A 16,453-nucleotide genomic window follows, 5' to 3' on the forward strand; every position below is an offset into this window, starting at 1 on the left:
GCTTACCCCTCGCCGTCCTCATCCATGGACTCTCCGTCCATCGACCCTTCCTCCATGTCCATCTCGCCCTCCATGTCCATCTCCATGGGCTGCGGGTCCTCCTCGGTGCGGTCACGGACGGTTGAGGTCAGTTCGACGGCACCCGCGTTCTCGAACTCCAAGCTGATCGTGACCTCATCACCTGCGGCGAGGTCGTTCTCCGCACCGATCAGCATGACGTGGAGGCCGCCCGGTTCCAACGTGACGGTCTCGCCGGCCGGGATCGGGATGCCGTCCTCCTGCTCGACCATGGATGCTGACCCGTCCGCGACGACGGTGTCGTGCAACTGCACGTCCTCGAACCCGTCCGCGTCGGCCGAGAGCAGGACGTCGTCGTCCTCGGAGTTGTTGGTGATGTCGAAGTAGGCGGCCGTGGTGTCGATGGCGGGGGTGAAGCTGAACGCCTCACCGAGTGCGACGTCGCCGTCGGCGTCTCCTCCACAGGCGCTGACGAGGAGGGCCAGGCTGAGGAGGACGGCGGCGGTCATGCGGGTTCTCATGCGGGGGGTCCTTCGGTTGCGATCTGCGTCAGATCCTCGGCGATCAGGCTGCCGGGGACACTGGTCGGGTAGGCCAGCCGTGACTCATCACCGGTGAAGGCGATGATGTTGACGGGGTGGCTCGGTGGGTAGCCGCTGGAGTCGGCGATGGCGCTGGGGATCAGGCCGATGTCCGCCATGATCCGGTTGACCTCCTCCGCCGAGCCGATCAATCCGGTGAAGGACGGATCGAAGCTGTCCAGGTACTGCCGCAGCAGTGGTTCATCATTGGAGGGGTCGACGCTGACGAAGACCACCTCGACCTCATCGGCCACGTCTGCGGGGGCCGACCGCAGGGCCGTGGCGATCGACGCCATGTGCAGCGGGCAGATGTCCGGGCAGGTGGTGTAGCCGAAGTACAAGAAGGTGACGTCGGCGTCCGCGGTGTCGGCGCGGAAGTCGAACGCGTCGCCGTCGGTGTCGGTCAACGTGAAGTCGGGCTTGGGAACGGGCTCGGGCAGCACCGCACCCTGCCACCCGCTGGCGTCGGGGTCGGGGATCAGGTTCTGCTGCAACTGCCGGCCGGCGATCTGGCTGGCGGCCGTCGAGTTCGTCTCGTGGCCGCTGTGATCGGCCAGGGTCTCCTCGTCCACGGTTGCCGTGAGCGCTTCGGTGACCGGTGTGGCGGGAGGAGTCGAGTCGCCAGCTGCGTCATCGCCCGAGTCGCTGCCGCAGGCCGCTGTCAGGGCCAGCACGAGCGCAGCGAGCAGGGTCAAGCCACGAGACGTCGGTTTCATGCCCCAAGTGTCGCCGGACACGGCGCCAGAGTTCACATCGCACACAACTTCTTGCCCGGCCCCCTCCACCTCACCCATCTCACGGGCGCACGGTTACGGTGGTCGCCATGTTCGCCCAGATACCCGTGCCACCGATCCAGGGCTTCGATCTCGGATTCACCGAGGTTCGCATCTACGGCGTCCTGATCGCCGTTGCGGTGCTGGTGGCGGCGACGTGGACCCGCAAGCGGTACGAGTCATACGGCGGCAGTGGCGAACTGGCCGACCGCGTGACCGTCTGGGCTGTGGTCATCGCCTTCATCGGCTCACGGTCGGCGTACGTCAGCGCTCGGATCGGCCGGTTCATCGACGACCCGCTGGCCGTGTTCCAGATCTGGGAGGGCGGGCTGGCGCTCTACGGCGGGCTGACGTTCGGCCTCATCGCCCTCTACGTGCTGCTGCGACGCTGGGGTGGCAACTTCCCGGCGTTCATGGACGGGTTGGCACCGGCTCTTCCCCTGGCCCAGGCCATCGGTCGGTGGGGCAACTACTTCAACCAGGAGCTCTACGGAACGCCGACGGACCTGCCGTGGGGCGTCGTCATCGAGGACCCCATCCGTGGCGAGGCGCCGCTGACCACGTTCCACCCGACGTTCCTGTACGAATCGATCGCAAACCTGATCCTGATGGCGGTCATCCTGCGGGTGGAGAAGACCGGCAGGCTGAAGCGCGGCTCCCTGATCATGGTCTACGCGATCGGGTACGGCGTGATCCGCTTCGCCCTGGAATTGATTCGGACCGACACCGAGTTCCGGCTGCTGGGCCTGTCGCGCAACGGCTTGTTCTCCCTGGTCTTCATCGCCGGCGGCGTCCTGATGCTGCGCTGGTGGAACAGCAAGGGTCAGGTCTCCGACGTCGGTCTGCGTCGCCGCAAGCCCACCGCGAAGGCGGCAGCCGACGAGGGCGCCGAGCCGTCCGAGGCCTCAGCTGTCCTGGTCTCCGTCACCGAGGGGTCCGCTGTTCCGGACACGGAGCACGAGGACAGCGGCGACGCCGAGCAGAGCGAGCCCACCGAGGACGATTCCGACGAGCGGTGAGCCCTCGTCGCTGGCCGTGAGGTCGGTGGCGAGTTCGGTCGGTTGGGCTGACGCGTCGTCCCTCGGGGTCGGTTCGGGCTCGTCGCCAGCGGTCGTCTCGGGTTGCGGCGTCGGTTCCGGTGGGGACACCGCGTCCGCCGGCTCTTCGGTGACCGGTTCCGTCGCCTCCTGTGCCGGCTCCACAACCGGGCCGTCGGTCGGCGGCAGTGGCGTCAGCACCTCCTCCGGTGGTGCCAAGGTGAAGGTGAGGGTGCCTGAGATCAGGTGGTCGTCCTCGGCCACGACCGCCCACTCCACCGTGTGATCGCCGGGAAGGACGGCCTGATTGAGTGGCACCGTGACGCGGGTCAGGTCCTCGGAGATCACCGGGTCGGCGGCCACCAGGTCATCACCCGCGGGATCGGTCACGCTCACCTGGGCGGCCTCGGCGTCGGCCACGGCGGTTGTGAAGGTCAAGACCAGTTCTGACGGTGGATCGGCAACGGCAGCACCATCCTCCGGCACCGATGACTCGAGTTCGGTGTGCGCCCCGGCCGGCGTCGGCAGGACGACGAGCACAGCCAGCGACAGGGACAGGGTCAGCCAGGCGAGCAGGCGGCGGGCTGGGTGCGTCATGGCCCCACAGTACGGGGGTGGGACCCGGGTCGAGGCGTGCGACCGGTCAGTGTCCGCGAGCAACCCACTCGTCGTAGGCCGGCCGCTCCGCGCCGATGGTCGTCTCGTCCCCGTGCCCGGTCAGCACCCGCGTGTCGTCCGGCAGTTCGAAGAGCTTCTCGCGGATCGATTCGAGGATCGTGTCGAAGTCGGAGAAGGAGCGGCCCGTCGCCCCCGGACCACCGTTGAACAGCGTGTCCCCGCTGAACAGCACCCCCTGCGTGTCGAGGTAGAGGCACACCGCTCCCGGGGCGTGGCCGGGGGTGTGGATCACCCGAAGGTGGCCATCGCCGACCCGGATGGTCTGTCCGTCGGACAGCTCGGCGTTGGCCTCGCGCCACGGATGGGTGAGCTCCCACACGACCCGGTCGTCCGGGTGGAGCATGATCGTGGCCCCGGTCTGATCCGCGAGTTGCGGAGCGACCTTCACGTGATCGTCGTGGGCATGGGTGCACACCACCGCCGTGAGCGTGCGGTCTCCGACCAGCTCGAGGATCGCCTCGACGTCGTGTGGGGCGTCGATGACCACACACTCGTCGTCGTCCCCGACGACCCAGACGTTGTTGTCGACGTCGAAGGTCTCGCCGTCCAGGTTGAAGTATCCGGACGTGATCGTGTGATCGATGCGGAGGTCGCCGGCCATCCCTACAGGACCACCACGGAGCGCAGGACGTCACCGTCGTGCATCTTGGCGAACGCGCCCTCCACGCCGTCGATGCCGATCCGCTCGGAGACGAACTTCTCGAGGGGGAACCGGCCCTGCAGGTACAGGTCGACCAGCATCGGGAAGTCCCGCTCGGGCAGGCAGTCGCCGTACCAGGAACTCTTGAGCGCCCCACCATGGCTGAAGAAGTCGATCAGTGGCATCTCGAGGGTCATGTCCGGGGTGGGGACGCCCACCAGCACCACGGTTCCGGCCAGGTCCCGAGCCTTGAACGCCTGCTCGTAGGTGGCCGGGTTGCCGACCGCCTCGACCACCACGTCCGCGCCGAACCCACCGGTCAACGCCTTGATCGCCTCGACGGTGTCGGCCTGGGAGGCATCGACGGTGTGGGTCGCGCCCATCTCCGTGGCCCACTCGAGCTTCCGCGAGTCGGTGTCCACTGCGATGATGGGTGAGGCGCCGACCAGCGCCGCTCCCGCGATGGCCCCGTCGCCGACCCCGCCGCAGCCGATGACCGCGATGGACTGGCCGCGGGTGATGCCGCCGGTGTTGACTGCGGCACCGAACCCGGCCATCACCCCACAGCCCAGCAGCCCGGCCGCGGCGGGGTCGGCCGCCGGGTCGACCTTGGTGCACTGCCCGGCCGCGACCAGCGTCTTCTCCGCGAAGGCGCCGATGCCCAATGCCGGTGACAGTTCCGTTCCGTCCTCCAGCGTCATCGGCTGCTCGGCGTTGTGGGTGTCGAAGCAGAGGTAGGTGTCGCCCCGCTTGCAGGCGCGGCACTGCTGGCAGACCGCGCGCCAGTTGAGGACGACGAAGTCGCCGGCGGCCACGTCGGTCACCCCCTCGCCAACCGCCTCGACGACGCCCGCCGCTTCGTGTCCCAGCAGGAACGGGAACTCGTCGTTGATGCCCCCCTCACGGTAGTGCAGGTCGGTGTGGCAGACGCCGCAGGCCTGGACCTGGACCAGTGCCTCACCGGCCCCAGGGTCCGGGACCAGGATCGTCTCCAGCGTGACGGGTTCACCAGCCGATCGGGCGATGACTCCTTGGACGGTGTGCACGTGTGGCTCCTGACTCTTGGGTGCGGTGGTGCCCTTGCGGAGCGTAGACGACGGCCGCCCGCGGCCGGGTACCGTCGAGACCGATGCCTCAGCTCGACCTGACCAGCCGCCCGCGTCGCAACCGCCACAGCGAGGCCATGCGACGCCTGGTCCGCGAGACGACGCTGACGCCGGACGACTTCCTCATGCCCGTCTTCGTGCACGAAGATGCGGAGGACACACCACTTCAGTCCATGCCTGGTGTCACCCGCTGGAGCGTTCCCGGTCTGGTGGCCGAGGCCGGACGAGTCGCCGAGTTGGGCATCCGCGGTGTGGTGCTGTTCCCCAAGATCGAGGACTCGCTGAAGACCGCCGACGGCGTGGAGTGCGCCAACCCGGACGGGCTGGTTCCGCGGGCCATCGCGGCGATCAAGGACGCGCACCCGGAGTTGCTGGTGGTGACCGATGTTGCGCTCGATCCCTACTCGAGCGACGGGCAGGACGGGATCGTCGGCCCTGACGGCCGGGTTGCCAACGACGTCACCGTCGAGATGCTCGTCCGCCAGGCCCTGTGTCACGCCGAGGCGGGGGCGGACATCATCGCGCCGTCGGACATGATGGACGGACGGGTCGGGGCGATCCGGTCGGCGCTCGATGGGGACGGGCACACGACCACGGCGATCATGGCCTACACGGCCAAGTACGCCTCCGCGTTCTACGGACCGTTTCGCGGCGCGTTGGACAGCGCCCCCAAGGACGGTGACAAGACGGGCTACCAGATGGACCCCGGCAACAGCCGGGAGGCCCTGCGTGAGCTGGCACTGGACGTCTCGGAGGGGGCAGACGTCGTCATGGTGAAGCCGGCCGGGCCGTACCTCGACGTGCTGGCACGGGTTGCGGCGGCATCGGTCCTGCCGGTGGCTGCCTACCAGGTGTCCGGGGAGTACCTGATGCTGAAGGCCGCGAGCGCGGCCGGGTGGTTGGAGGAGGAAGCCGTGGTGCTCGAGAGCGTGACCGGCATCAAGCGTGCCGGGGCGGACATCATCCTCAGCTACTTCGCGGCCGATGTCGCGGCCTGGCTGGCGTGACGACCTACGCCCGCCACAGCCAACCGGCCCTCTGCGGCGGCGTGTAGCGGTAGACGGGACGTCCGAGGACCAGGTGCGGCGGAACGGCCCCGAACGTGCGGCTGTCCGTGCTGTGGTCCGGGTTGTCGCCCACGACCTCCACGCTGCGGTCGGCGCGGACCACGCCGGCCCGCTTGATCATGATCCGTGATTCCTCGCGAGGATCGCGGACCGCGACCAGGCTCCCGGTCCGGGGAGGGAGCGGCACCACCAGCAGGTGATCGCCCGGGTGCAGCGTGGGCAGCATGCTGAGCCCCTCGACCGCCACCCGCCGGGGGCGGTGCCAGAGCGCACCTCGCAGCCCCGACCGGAGGCGCCTGTGATGGTTAGGACCGCGCACGTCGGGAACGGTACCGGCAGCCAGCATCACCAAGTCTTGAGCCATAAGGAGACGCAATGCTTCGTCGAGTACTCGAACTGACCGATCGCTTCCGTGCCCCTGAGAGCGCGTACGCCCACTGTGACCTGATGTGTGGCGTGTACGACCCGGCCCAGGCCCGCATCGAGGCGGAGTCGGTCCTGAAGTCCGCTGAGAAGTACCAGGACTCGGACGACGAGGTCTTCCGCCAGCGCGCCATCACCATCAAGGAGGAGCGGGCCGAGCTGGTCAAGCACCACCTCTCGGTGTTGTGGACGGACTACTTCAAGCCGCCGCACGTCGAGCAGTTCCCGCAACTGCACGACCTCTTCTGGCGCGCCATCAAGGCAGCAGGTGACGCCAAGAAGAGCGTCGACCCCGCCGACGGCCAGAAGCTGCTCGATCTCATCGCCGAGATCGACGACATCTTCCAGCAGACGAAGAGCTAGAGCGGGGTCTACGGGGGCGGCCAGCCCCCTGGGCGGTATCGCCAGCAGACGACGAGCCAACCCCTGACGAACCCTGAGCGCCCCATCACCAGTTGGTGGTGGGGCGTTCTGCACGTAATCTTCACGCGGCGGTCGGGCGGATCTGCACTGGCCCCGTCGTACTGTCTGACGCCATGCAGCACATTCTCGTGGTGGAGGACGACGCGATCATCGCGCAGGCCGTTGCCGATCGGTTGCGGTCGGAGGGGTTCCAGGCCACCGTCGTGGGCGACGGGAACCAGGCGGTGCAGCAGGCCGCGGAGATCTCGCCGGCGCTGATCGTCCTCGATCTGATGCTGCCCGGCCTTGACGGCCTGGAGGTGTGCCGTCGTGTCCAGGCCGACCGAGCTGTTCCGGTGATCATGCTGACGGCCAAGGCCGATGAGGTCGACATGATCGTGGGGCTTGGCGTCGGAGCTGACGACTACCTGACCAAGCCGTTCTCACCGCGTGAGCTCGTGGCCCGCATCCGTGCGCTGCTTCGCCGGGTCCAGCGGGACAAGGACGACGGTGCCAGCGGGAACCTGGTCGTCGGTGAGGTGACGATGGACGTCGCCCGACGAATCGTGACGCGGTCGGGAGCGCGGGTGCACCTCACCGCCACCGAGTTCGACCTCTTTGCTGTCCTGGCCGCCGAGGTCGGGGTCGTGAAGGATCGGCCGACCATCGTTCGTTCCCTATGGGGCTACAGCGATGAGGCGGCCGAGCGCACCGTCGACAGCCATGTCCGCGCCATCCGAGCCAAGCTGGGCGACGAGGTGGTCCGCACCGTTCGTGGGGTCGGGTACGCCGCGCAGGCGCCGGCGGACGCCGGAGGAGGGCGTGGCGTTGCGTCCCCTTGACCGCATCCCATCGATCAAGCTCAAGCTCGGGATCCTGATCGTCGTCGCAGTGGTGGTCAGCGCAACGGTGTCGACGTTCGGCTTCCGGCTCGGCTGGCCCGTCTGGGTCCGCCCGGTCATCTCCGTGGCCATCGCCTTGCTCTTCGTCCAGGTCCTCGCCCGCGGCATGACCCGGCCGCTGCGGGACATGGCCCACGCCGCAACGAGGATGCGTCGCGGCGAGTACGACCACGTCGTCGCCACCGACGCGACTGACGAGGTCGGGCAGTTGGCTGACGCCTTCAACGCCATGGCCCAGGAGCTGGCCACCACCGACCGGCTGAGACGGGATCTGGTGGCCAACGCCTCACACGAGCTGCGGACCCCGTTGGCCGGCATGCGAGCCACCCTCGAGAATCTGGTGGACGGGGTGACACCAACCGACGAGGTCGCCGTGGAGGGTCTGCTCGACCAGGTCAATCGGATGAGTGCGCTGGTCGAGCAGCTGCTGGATCTGTCCCGGCTCGAGTCGGGCGCCGCGGGCCTGGCATCCGGGCCGGTGGACCTGTCGGCCGTTGCCCGATCCGTCGTCGGCGACCTGACCGCCCTCGCCGAGCACCAGCAGGTGACCCTCACCGTCGAGGTGACGGCTGCCGCGAACGCCGTCGTGGTCCCTGGCGACCCGGTGCGCCTGCGGCAGGTCGTCGCGAACCTGATCAGCAACGCGCTCCGGCACACACCAGCGGGTGGTGTGGTCCGCGTCGTGGTGGCCGACAGCGGTCAGGTCGTCGTCCATGACGACGGTCCTGGGATCTCGAGCGAGGACTCCGAACGGGTCTTCGAGCGCTTCTACCGGGCGGACCGGGCCCGCGGGAGCAGCGGAGGTGCCGGCCTCGGCCTGGCCATCTGCCGCTGGATCGTGGACCTCCACGGTGGCCGGATCGCGCACGACCCGACCGCTCCGGGCTGCCGGATGGTCATGGACCTCCCGACGGCGCCTCCCTGATCCGCACAGATTGACCACCACGGCGGGGTCGCTCACCTGACCCTCCGTCATCTCCCCAGGCCAGCCGCCTGAGGGGAACGCGTTCCGCACTAATTGACCGGACGAGGCCACGGCCGAGCGCCCGTCAGTGGTCGATCGGTGCGCTCCATCGTTCTCGCGCCGTTCGCGGGCGACCAGATCCCAGCACCTGACCCCACGAGACACATTCACCCCGAGAGAAGTAAGAGAAGGAGGCACCACGATGTCCAGCACCACCACCGACGCCGCCACGCCGCCGGGACGACCGGACCCCGGCAGCAGCACGCCCGATGTGCTGTTCCGGCGTCTGCGACCGCCCACGCGGTCCGACCTGATGGCGGTGGCGACGCTGGCCGCCGTCGCGCTCGTCCTGGGTCCGACCAGGCTGACGGGTCTCGGCGTCGCTGTCCTGCTCCTCGGCCTCGTGGTCGTGGTCGCCAGGTCGCTGCCGGCCCGGTCCACCGCCGACACGGTGCTGCTCGCCGGGGCGGCGGCGACCGCCGTGTTCGTGCCGCTGCGAACCAGTCCACCCACCATCCTGTTCCTGCTCACCGCCTACGGCGGCGCGCTCAGCCTGGTCGCAACCAGTGCCCACGGTCCGTCGGTCTGGGCCACCGGTCCGATGCGCGCGATGCTGCGCGGTCTGGAGCTCCTCTACAACGTCATGGTCGGCCCCCGCTATCTGCAACCGGTCCTCCGTCGGTTGGGCGCCCGTCAGCCTGGACGGCCAGGAGAGTCTGGTCGGCTGAGACGCGCCCGGACACGGGCGATCGTCCGCGGTCTGCTGTTGGCTGTGCCGCTGCTGTGGCTGATCACCTCGCTGCTGAGCGCCGACCAGGTCTTCGCGGGACTGCTGACCGTCGACCTGCCGGACAACCTGCTGGACACCGCCACCCAACGGGTCATCGTGACCCTGCTGGCGGCCTGGGGTGCTGCGGCCATGGTCCGGGCGACCGCCAGTGCGTGCCTGGACGATGCAGAGGTCCCGCGGTGGTTGGGGATCACCGAGTGCCTCACGGTCCTGGTGCCCCTCACCGGCGTCTTCGCCCTCTTCGTCGGCTCCCAGGTGTACGCGGCCACCGGCGGGGCACAGGCCATCCTCGCGGAGGCAGGTGTCAGCTATGCCGAGTACGCCCGCGAGGGCTTCTTCCAACTCCTCGCCGTCGCCTGTATCACGCTTCTCGTGCTGACGGCCGTGCTCGGCTCGGTGCGGTACACCGCTGCCGGCACCTTGGCCCGCAGTGTGCGCGCCGTCACGGTGGCCGTCACGGTGGGCGTCCTGCTCGTCGTCGCCTCCGCCGTCCGGCGCCTCCAGCTCTACGCCGAGGCATTCGGACTCAGCGAGTTGCGCCTCTGGGCCATGATCGGTGCCGTCCTGATCGGCGGGTGCTTCGTCCTGGTCGGGCTCAGAACGATGCGTCACGACGCTGAGCGACCGTGGCTGCTGCCCGCCATGGTCATCCTGGTCGTGGCCACCAGCCTCGTCGTCGCCGGACTGTCACCGGATGCGCTGATCGCTCGAACCAACATCGAGCGGGGCATCGCTGGAGGACACGACGTCGACCTGCGGTACCTGGCGGGGCTGTCCGATGATGCGGTGCCGCTGGTGGTCGACGCACTGGCCCAGCCGGGTCTTGACGCCACGACTCGAGCCGATGCCGTCGCTCGGCTGTGTGAACCCGACCGCCCGGATGACACCAGCATCGCTGACTGGAACCACGGCCGCGCATCTGCAACGCAGGCGCTGGCCCGGCTCTGCGAGTGAACCGTTGCCGTCCCACGGCGAGGGGCGGTGCCCACGGGGGGTGTCGACTGGTAGACCAGTCGCATGCCGATCGACATCGAGACCCTGCTGGCCGCTCCGCCCATCGAGTGGGACTCGTCGTGGACACAGCGCGACGTCATGCTGTACCACCTCGGGATCGGGGCCGGTGTTCCGGCCACGGACCCTCGGGAGTTGCGGTACGTGTACGAGGAGGACCTGGTGGTGCTGCCGACGTTCGGGACCATCCCGGGCTTCATGCCGATCGACCGGTTCGACCAGCTGCCGGGCTTCGACATCGACCTGCGGATGCTCGTCCACGCCGACCACACCCTGCAGCTGCACGGGTCCCTCCCCACCTCCGCCACGGCGGTGTCCCGCTGCCAGCCGAGCGCGGTCTACGACAAGCGGTCCGGCGCCATGGCGGTGTTCGAGATCACGACCGAGGTCGACGGCGAGGTGCTGATCACCAACACGATGTCGGCCTTCATCAAGGGGGAGGGCGACTTCGGCGGTGACGGTGGCCCTCGGCCTGAGCGGGTCCGGGCCCCGAAGCGTGACGCCGACGCCGTCGTCCACGCGCCCACCTTGGAGCAGCAGGCACTGCTGTATCGGCTGTCAGGTGATTACAACCCGCTCCACGTGGACCCCGAGTTCGCGGCCGTCGGCGGCTTCGACCGACCGATCCTGCACGGCATGTGCACGTTCGGGTCGGCGGGGAAGGCGGCCGTCGACACCGTGCTCGACGGTGACGGGTCAGCCGTGCGCAGCTTCAGCGCCCGGTTCTCCGGCGTCGTCATGCCGGGCGACACGCTGGTCCACAGCCTGTGGCGGGAGGGAGACGAGGTCATCGTGGAGTCAGCGGTCAACGGCTCGACGGTGCTGAAGCAGGCCAAGCTCACGCTGACCTGACTGCCGGAACGCCAACGGGCCCGGACGCGTGATGCGCCCGGGCCCGTCGTCAGCTGTCTACGCAGTGATCCCTAGAGGGAGGACTGCACGGTCTCGACCTGCTCCAGCTCACCGTCGGCCGTGAACATGCTCACGGCGTAGGTGCCCTGGGATGGCTCACCGGCTTCGGTGAAGTCCATCGGACCGGAGGGACCGTCGTAGTCGATGTCCTCGCCGGCCTCGAGCAGCTCCAGGCACTCGGAGTACGAGGTGCACTTCGTGCCCTCGCCGGTGACCGCGATCATGTTGTCGGCGATGGCCTGCGAGGAGTTCTCGCCGCCAGCCTGAGCCGCCAGTGCAGCGGCGATCGCGCAGTCGTAGCCCTCAGCCGCGAAGAGCGTGTCCTCGAGGTCGGGGTTGAACTCGTTCAGCGCGGAGTTGAAGTCCTCGTCCGACGCCGGGGTCGGGGAGGTGGTCATCATGCCTTCCAGCACGCCGGGGTTGTCCGGGTCGACCAGCTCGGGCGTGTCACCGGAGGCGATCCCGTCAGCACCGAAGACGATGATGTCGGCTGGGCCGACGCCACGCTCGATCATGGTCGACAGGATGCGGGCACCCTCGTCGAAGGAGATCACGGCAACCGCGTCAGCACCGGCGTCCACGACCTGCTGGACCTCGGCGTCGAAGCTCTGGGCCTGTGGGTCGTAGGTGGTTGCCACGGCGATGGTGGCACCGGCGTTCTCCAGCGCAGCCTCGGTCGCGTCCAGCAGACCCTGGCCGTAGTCGTCGGCACGCGCCAGCACGGCCACATTGGTCCCGCCAGCGGCAACGATCTGCTCAGCAAGGACAGGGCCCTGCAGCGCATCGGTCGGGGCGGCACGGAAGTACAGGCCCCCGTCGTCGTAGGTCGTGAAGGTCGGCGAGGTGTTGGAGGGCGAGCACTGCACGACCCCAGCCCCGGTGATCTTGTCGATGATCGTCAGCGAGATGCCCGAGGAGGCCGCTCCCATGATGATGTCCACGTCGTCGGCCAGAAGGCGGTCGACGGTCTGGTTCGCGATGGTGCCGTCGCCGTCACCCTCGTCACCGCCGTCCTGCACCACCTCGGTGCCGTTGACGCCACCGGCCTCGTTGATCTCCTGGACCGCCAGCTGGAAGCCGGAGATGATCGGCGGGCCGAGGAAGGCGAGCTGACCGGTCTCGGGGAGGACGTAGGCCATGCTCAGCGCCTCGCCGTCACCACCGGATGCGGCCTCCTCTTCGGTGCCCTCCTCCATGGCTTCGGTGGGCTCTTCCTCCTCCATGGCTTCGGTGGGCTCTTCCTCCTCCATGGCTTCGGTGGGCTCTTCCTCCTCCATCGCCTCAGTGGGCTCGTCGTCGGTTGCCTCGTCGCCGGCGTCATCTTCAGCTGCGCAGGCGGCAGCAACGATGGCCAGCAGGCACATCATCGCAACCAGGCGCAGCCACTTGAACTTCGTGGTCATGCCACAGACTCCTCTGTGAGAGTGGGAAACATCTTCGTCAGGGTCGGCGCCCGATCACGATCGACCGTGCCGACTGCCGCAAACCTACTATGGCCGTAAGACGAATGTCACGAAACGGCTCCGGCCGCTCCACCGCCGACCTGCGAGCGATGCCCAGCGTCACAGCCGCCGCGTAGGATCACCCCGCATGAGCGCCCCTGCCGACACCACGCGCCCGACGTTGGCCCTGATCGACGGCTACAGCCTGGCCTACCGGGCCTTCTTCGCCTTGCCGGAGGACCTGCGGACCACGACCGGTCAGGTGACCAACGCGGCCTTCGGGTTCACCTCCATGGTGATCAAGCTGCTCGACGAACACGACCCCCAGGGACTGGCGGCGGTCTTCGATCGAGGGCGGCCGGCCGAGCGGACCGAGCTGATGCCGGAGTACAAGGCCAACCGGAGCGAGTCGCCTGACGACTTCAAGAGCCAGCTGCCCCTGATCGACGAGGTGCTGGCGGCGATGTCGATCCCCCGGGTCGACCTCGAGGGACAGGAGGCGGACGACCTCATCGCCAGCTACGCCGAGCAGGCCAAGGACGCGGGCTGGGACGTCCTGGTGGTGACGGGTGACCGTGATCTGTTCCAGCTCGTCGACGACCACGTCAAGGTGCTCTACACCCGACGCGGAATCAGCGACACCGTGGTGATGGACCACGACGCCGTCGTCGACCGCTATGGGATCCCACCGCTGTCCTACCCGTCCCTGGCGGCCCTGCGAGGGGATCCCAGCGACAACATCCCGGGCGTCCCCGGGGTGGGGGACAAGACGGCCGCCAAGCTGCTCACGGAGTGGGGGGATCTCGAGGGCATCTACGCCAACCTCGACAAGCTCCGCGGCAAGAAGGTCCCGGCGATGCTCGCCGAGCACAGGGACAGCGTCTTCGTCAGCGAGCAGGTGACGACCGTGACGAGGACGCTCGAGCTGCCCCAGCCGATCACGGACTTCGATCGTGCCGACATCGACGCCGATCGGGTGCGGCGGCTGTTCGCCACCCTGGAGTTCCGCTCGCTCTGGGACCGGCTGCAGGACAACGTCCTCGGCACACAGGCCGAGGAGCAGGCTGGCGTCTTCGACGCCGAACCTCGTCGCGTGAGCGGGTCCGAGCTGGCCGAGTGGATCACCAAGGTTCCCACCGGCCAGCCGATCGCGGTGGTTCCGTTCGGCCGCGGTCTCCTGCCCGACGTCTCACCCGTCGCGGTCGCCCTGGCGGCGGCCGGGGCGGACCCGGTGGCGGCCGCGGCCGAGGATCTCGACGCCGACCACCGCGCCGCCCTGGGTGAGGTCGTGTCGGGGGCGAGCGGCCACCAGCTGTGGGTGCACGACGGCAAGGCCCTCCATCACTTCGCCCGGGCCCTGCAGCTTCCCGCGGTCGCCGAGCCCGCGATCGACACCGAGTTGTGGGCCTACATCCTGCAGCCCTCCGTCCGCACCTACGACCTCCAGGCCCTGGCGCTCGAGTACCTGAACAAGCGACTGTCGACCACGGCGGAGGAGCCGTCGGGCGATGACGAACCCGCGCAGCTGGGGTTGCTGGACCTCGAGGAGGACGGCCAGGCTGATGCGGAGTGGCACGAGCGGGCGTTGCGCGCCCAGGCGGTGTACGAGCTATCCGAGGTGCTCGACGCCGAGGTGACCGGCCGTGGGCAAGCCGAGCTGATCCGCGAGATCGAGGTCCCTCTGATCGCCGGGCTGGCCGATCTGGAGCGCGTCGGCATCACCGTCGATGGGGCGGTGCTGGAAGAGCTGGGCGCCGACCTCGACGCCAAGGTCACCGCGTCACGCCAGCAGGCGCTGGCGGCCGTCGAGCAGGACGAACACGACCTGGCCGACTTCGCCGACCTCAAGTTCCTCGACTCGCCCAAGCAGTTGCAGGCGCTGCTGTTCGACGCCCTCGGGTTGTCCAAGACCAAGAAGATCAAGACTGGCTGGTCGACTGACGCCACCGAGTTGACCAAGATCCTGGACGAGCACCCGGTGCTGCCCGCGATCCTGTCCTACCGGGAGTTCAGCAAGCTGAAGGGCACCTACATCGAGCCGCTCCAACGGCTGGTCGGCGACGGGCGCCGCCGCATCCACGCGGAGTTCAACCAGACCGTCGCCGTGACCGGCCGGCTCTCCTCGCAGAACCCGAACCTGCAGAACATCCCGATCAGGACCGAGTTGGGTCGCCAGATCAGACGGGCATTCGTCCCGGGCGAGGGGTTTGACACACTGCTGGTGGCGGACTACTCCCAGATCGAGTTGCGGGTGATGGCCCACCTCTCCCAGGACGCCGGTCTGCTCGCGGCCTTCGGATCCGGCGAGGACATCCACGCCCAGACGGCCTCGATGGTGTTCGACGTGCCCATCGCCGACGTCGACAACACCCAACGATCGAAGATCAAGGGCATGACCTACGGGTTGGCGTACGGCCTGAGCGCCTACGGGCTGGCGCAGCAGCTGCAGATCGGGCGGGATGAGGCCAAGGAGTTGATGGACGCCTACTTCGAGCGGTTCCCCGGTGTCCGGGACTACCTCTACGGCGGGGTGGAGGAGGCCCGGCGGACGGGCTACACCGAGACCCTCACAGGTCGCCGGCGCTATCTCCCCGACCTGATGAGTGACAACCGACAGCGCCGGCAGATGGCCGAACGGATGGCGCTCAACGCGCCCATCCAGGGCACCGCCGCCGACATCATGAAGATCGCGATGATCGATGTCCGCGCGGAGATGCAGCGGCGCGAGCTGCGGTCGCAGTTGCTGCTGCAGGTGCACGACGAGCTGGTCTGCGAGACCATCCCGGAGGAGCAGGACGAGCTGCAGGAGCTGCTCGTCACCACGATGTCGGGTGTGATCGACCTCGACGTCGAGCTGGAGGTCGACACGGCGGCCGGACCGTCCTGGGCGGAGGCCGAGAAGCACTGATGCCAGTCAGGCTGGCGGTGTGCGCCGAGATGGTGTTCCTCGACCGTCCGTTCATCGACCGCGTCCGCCGGATTCACGAGCTGGGGTTCGCCGTCGAGATGTGGGACTGGCGCGGGAAGGACATCGAGGGGATCGTCGCGACCGGAGCACAGGTCACCTCGATGACCGGCTACATCAGCGGTCGGCTGAGCGATCCGGAGGGTGCCGAGGAGCTGCTCCGGACCGCTGAGGAGAGCGTGGCCGTGGCGAACCTGCTGGGCGGCCCCAACCTCAACCTGCACGGCACGGGGTTGGGGCCCGAGGGTCTGCCGGTCACGCCGCTGTCCGACCCGAGCGGAGCCGAGTGGATCACCGCAGCCGACACCCTCCGGCGGGTGGCGGTCCTGGGGGAGCGGGAAGGGGTCACCTTCGTGGTCGAGAACCTGAACACCGAGGTCGACCATCCGGGTGTGCCCTTTGCCAGCGCTGCCGACGTCCTGGCGCTGGTCAGCGCCGCGGAAAGCCCCCACCTCCGCATGAACCTCGACCTGTACCACGCCCAGATCGGGGAGGGCAACCTGATCGAGCTGGTTCGTCGTGCCGCTCCGTGGCTTGGTGAGGTGCAGGTCGCTGACGTGCCGGGACGCTGCGAACCCGGTACCGGTGAGATCAACTATCCGGCCATCGCGCGGGCGCTGGCTGAGGTCGGCTACGAGGGTGTGGTCGGCCTGGAGGGGTGGGCCAGCGCGGACAGCGAGACGGCACTCGAGCGGTTCCGCGAGGCCTTCACGGTCTGACGCCGCGGCCGGCGCGGGCGGAT

16 protein-coding genes are annotated in these 16,453 nt (G+C 68.6%); 9 read left to right on the top strand and 7 right to left on the bottom strand.

Annotated elements, in window-relative coordinates:
• Nucleotides 1–2 precede the first annotated feature (2 nt).
• The gene (locus C1746_RS17960; RefSeq protein ID WP_116716123.1) at nucleotides 3–539 is read right to left on the bottom strand and encodes a copper chaperone PCu(A)C; all 537 of its coding nucleotides are present in this window, start codon (nucleotides 537–539) and stop codon (nucleotides 3–5) included.
• Nucleotides 536–1,315 (bottom strand): SCO family protein, encoded by a 780-nt coding sequence (locus C1746_RS17965; RefSeq protein ID WP_162867911.1) that lies wholly within the window; start codon nucleotides 1,313–1,315, stop codon nucleotides 536–538. Before C1746_RS17965 ends, C1746_RS17960 begins: the two co-directional genes overlap by 4 nt.
• 107 nt (nucleotides 1,316–1,422) lie before the next feature.
• Here C1746_RS17965 and lgt point away from each other — a divergent pair, with 107 nt between their 5' ends.
• On the top strand, nucleotides 1,423–2,391 hold the full coding sequence (lgt, locus tag C1746_RS17970; protein ID WP_116716125.1) for a prolipoprotein diacylglyceryl transferase: 969 nt from the start codon (nucleotides 1,423–1,425) through the stop codon (nucleotides 2,389–2,391).
• On the opposite strand, the gene C1746_RS17975 is transcribed toward lgt, so the two are convergent.
• Genes C1746_RS17975 through C1746_RS17985 form a run of 3 tightly spaced genes read right to left on the bottom strand, consistent with a single transcriptional unit; the run spans nucleotide 2,278 to nucleotide 4,773 of the window.
• Nucleotides 2,278–3,006 carry a copper resistance CopC family protein gene (locus tag C1746_RS17975; protein ID WP_116716126.1) on the bottom strand — a complete coding sequence of 243 codons (729 nt, stop codon included), beginning with the start codon at nucleotides 3,004–3,006 and terminating at the stop codon, nucleotides 2,278–2,280. The two genes, lgt and C1746_RS17975, sit on opposite strands and share 114 nt — an antisense overlap.
• A 46-nt stretch (nucleotides 3,007–3,052) precedes the next feature.
• Nucleotides 3,053–3,688: an MBL fold metallo-hydrolase gene (locus tag C1746_RS17980; protein ID WP_116716127.1), complete on the bottom strand. Its 636-nt coding sequence runs from the start codon at nucleotides 3,686–3,688 to the stop codon at nucleotides 3,053–3,055.
• A 2-nt stretch (nucleotides 3,689–3,690) separates the two neighbouring features.
• Entirely contained in the window at nucleotides 3,691–4,773 is a 1,083-nt protein-coding gene (locus C1746_RS17985) for an S-(hydroxymethyl)mycothiol dehydrogenase (RefSeq protein ID WP_116716128.1), read from the bottom strand.
• An 83-nt stretch (nucleotides 4,774–4,856) separates the two neighbouring features.
• On the opposite strand from C1746_RS17985, the gene hemB reads away from it, so the two are divergent.
• Nucleotides 4,857–5,840 carry a porphobilinogen synthase gene (gene hemB / locus C1746_RS17990; protein WP_116716129.1) on the top strand — a complete coding sequence of 328 codons (984 nt, stop codon included), beginning with the start codon at nucleotides 4,857–4,859 and terminating at the stop codon, nucleotides 5,838–5,840.
• A gap of 4 nt (nucleotides 5,841–5,844) precedes the next feature.
• Here the strand turns inward: hemB and C1746_RS17995 are convergent, their stop codons facing one another.
• Nucleotides 5,845–6,264 (bottom strand): S26 family signal peptidase, encoded by a 420-nt coding sequence (locus C1746_RS17995; RefSeq protein ID WP_205711974.1) that lies wholly within the window; start codon nucleotides 6,262–6,264, stop codon nucleotides 5,845–5,847.
• A gap of 11 nt (nucleotides 6,265–6,275) precedes the next feature.
• On the opposite strand from C1746_RS17995, the gene sodN reads away from it, so the two are divergent.
• The 5 genes from sodN to C1746_RS18020 all read left to right on the top strand — a co-directional run bounded on the left by sodN (nucleotide 6,276) and on the right by C1746_RS18020 (nucleotide 11,244).
• The gene (gene sodN / locus C1746_RS18000) at nucleotides 6,276–6,686 is read left to right on the top strand and encodes a superoxide dismutase, Ni (RefSeq protein WP_116716130.1); all 411 of its coding nucleotides are present in this window, start codon (nucleotides 6,276–6,278) and stop codon (nucleotides 6,684–6,686) included.
• A gap of 173 nt (nucleotides 6,687–6,859) precedes the next feature.
• Nucleotides 6,860–7,567: a response regulator transcription factor gene (locus C1746_RS18005; protein WP_116716131.1), complete on the top strand. Its 708-nt coding sequence runs from the start codon at nucleotides 6,860–6,862 to the stop codon at nucleotides 7,565–7,567.
• Entirely contained in the window at nucleotides 7,449–8,552 is a 1,104-nt protein-coding gene (locus C1746_RS18010) for a HAMP domain-containing sensor histidine kinase (RefSeq protein ID WP_462686286.1), read from the top strand. The genes C1746_RS18005 and C1746_RS18010 overlap by 119 nt, the downstream gene beginning before the upstream one ends.
• 241 nt (nucleotides 8,553–8,793) lie before the next feature.
• Entirely contained in the window at nucleotides 8,794–10,335 is a 1,542-nt protein-coding gene (locus tag C1746_RS18015) for a DUF4153 domain-containing protein (RefSeq protein ID WP_116716133.1), read from the top strand.
• 63 nt (nucleotides 10,336–10,398) lie between these two features.
• Complete coding sequence (locus C1746_RS18020; RefSeq protein WP_116716134.1) at nucleotides 10,399–11,244, top strand: MaoC/PaaZ C-terminal domain-containing protein; 846 nt, start codon at nucleotides 10,399–10,401, stop codon at nucleotides 11,242–11,244.
• A gap of 71 nt (nucleotides 11,245–11,315) precedes the next feature.
• Here the strand turns inward: C1746_RS18020 and C1746_RS18025 are convergent, their stop codons facing one another.
• Nucleotides 11,316–12,707, bottom strand: a complete 1,392-nt coding sequence (locus C1746_RS18025) for an ABC transporter substrate-binding protein (protein ID WP_116716135.1) — start codon at nucleotides 12,705–12,707, stop codon at nucleotides 11,316–11,318.
• A gap of 187 nt (nucleotides 12,708–12,894) precedes the next feature.
• Between C1746_RS18025 and polA the strand changes: the two genes are divergently transcribed.
• Nucleotides 12,895–15,654: a DNA polymerase I gene (polA, locus tag C1746_RS18030; protein WP_116716136.1), complete on the top strand. Its 2,760-nt coding sequence runs from the start codon at nucleotides 12,895–12,897 to the stop codon at nucleotides 15,652–15,654.
• Nucleotides 15,651–16,430: a TIM barrel protein gene (locus tag C1746_RS18035; RefSeq protein ID WP_414627977.1), complete on the top strand. Its 780-nt coding sequence runs from the start codon at nucleotides 15,651–15,653 to the stop codon at nucleotides 16,428–16,430. The genes polA and C1746_RS18035 overlap by 4 nt, the downstream gene beginning before the upstream one ends.
• Nucleotides 16,431–16,453: the final 23 nt, after the last annotated feature.

Origin of the sequence: Euzebya tangerina, from assembly GCF_003074135.1 — a bacterium.
GTDB classification, from domain to species: Bacteria; Actinomycetota; Nitriliruptoria; order Euzebyales; family Euzebyaceae; genus Euzebya; species Euzebya tangerina.

Coding starts and splice junctions, on each gene's coding strand:
- C1746_RS17960 (WP_116716123.1), bottom strand. CDS start 539: ATGAGAACCCGCATGACCGCCGCCGTCCTCCTCAGCCTGGCCCTCCTC.
- C1746_RS17965 (WP_162867911.1), bottom strand. CDS start 1,315: ATGAAACCGACGTCTCGTGGCTTGACCCTGCTCGCTGCGCTCGTGCTG.
- lgt (WP_116716125.1), top strand. CDS start 1,423: ATGTTCGCCCAGATACCCGTGCCACCGATCCAGGGCTTCGATCTCGGA.
- C1746_RS17975 (WP_116716126.1), bottom strand. CDS start 3,006: ATGACGCACCCAGCCCGCCGCCTGCTCGCCTGGCTGACCCTGTCCCTG.
- C1746_RS17980 (WP_116716127.1), bottom strand. CDS start 3,688: ATGGCCGGCGACCTCCGCATCGATCACACGATCACGTCCGGATACTTC.
- hemB (WP_116716129.1), top strand. CDS start 4,857: ATGCCTCAGCTCGACCTGACCAGCCGCCCGCGTCGCAACCGCCACAGC.
- C1746_RS17995 (WP_205711974.1), bottom strand. CDS start 6,264: ATGGCTCAAGACTTGGTGATGCTGGCTGCCGGTACCGTTCCCGACGTG.
- sodN (WP_116716130.1), top strand. CDS start 6,276: ATGCTTCGTCGAGTACTCGAACTGACCGATCGCTTCCGTGCCCCTGAG.
- C1746_RS18005 (WP_116716131.1), top strand. CDS start 6,860: ATGCAGCACATTCTCGTGGTGGAGGACGACGCGATCATCGCGCAGGCC.
- C1746_RS18010 (WP_462686286.1), top strand. CDS start 7,449: ATGTCCGCGCCATCCGAGCCAAGCTGGGCGACGAGGTGGTCCGCACCG.
- C1746_RS18015 (WP_116716133.1), top strand. CDS start 8,794: ATGTCCAGCACCACCACCGACGCCGCCACGCCGCCGGGACGACCGGAC.
- C1746_RS18020 (WP_116716134.1), top strand. CDS start 10,399: ATGCCGATCGACATCGAGACCCTGCTGGCCGCTCCGCCCATCGAGTGG.
- C1746_RS18025 (WP_116716135.1), bottom strand. CDS start 12,707: ATGACCACGAAGTTCAAGTGGCTGCGCCTGGTTGCGATGATGTGCCTG.
- polA (WP_116716136.1), top strand. CDS start 12,895: ATGAGCGCCCCTGCCGACACCACGCGCCCGACGTTGGCCCTGATCGAC.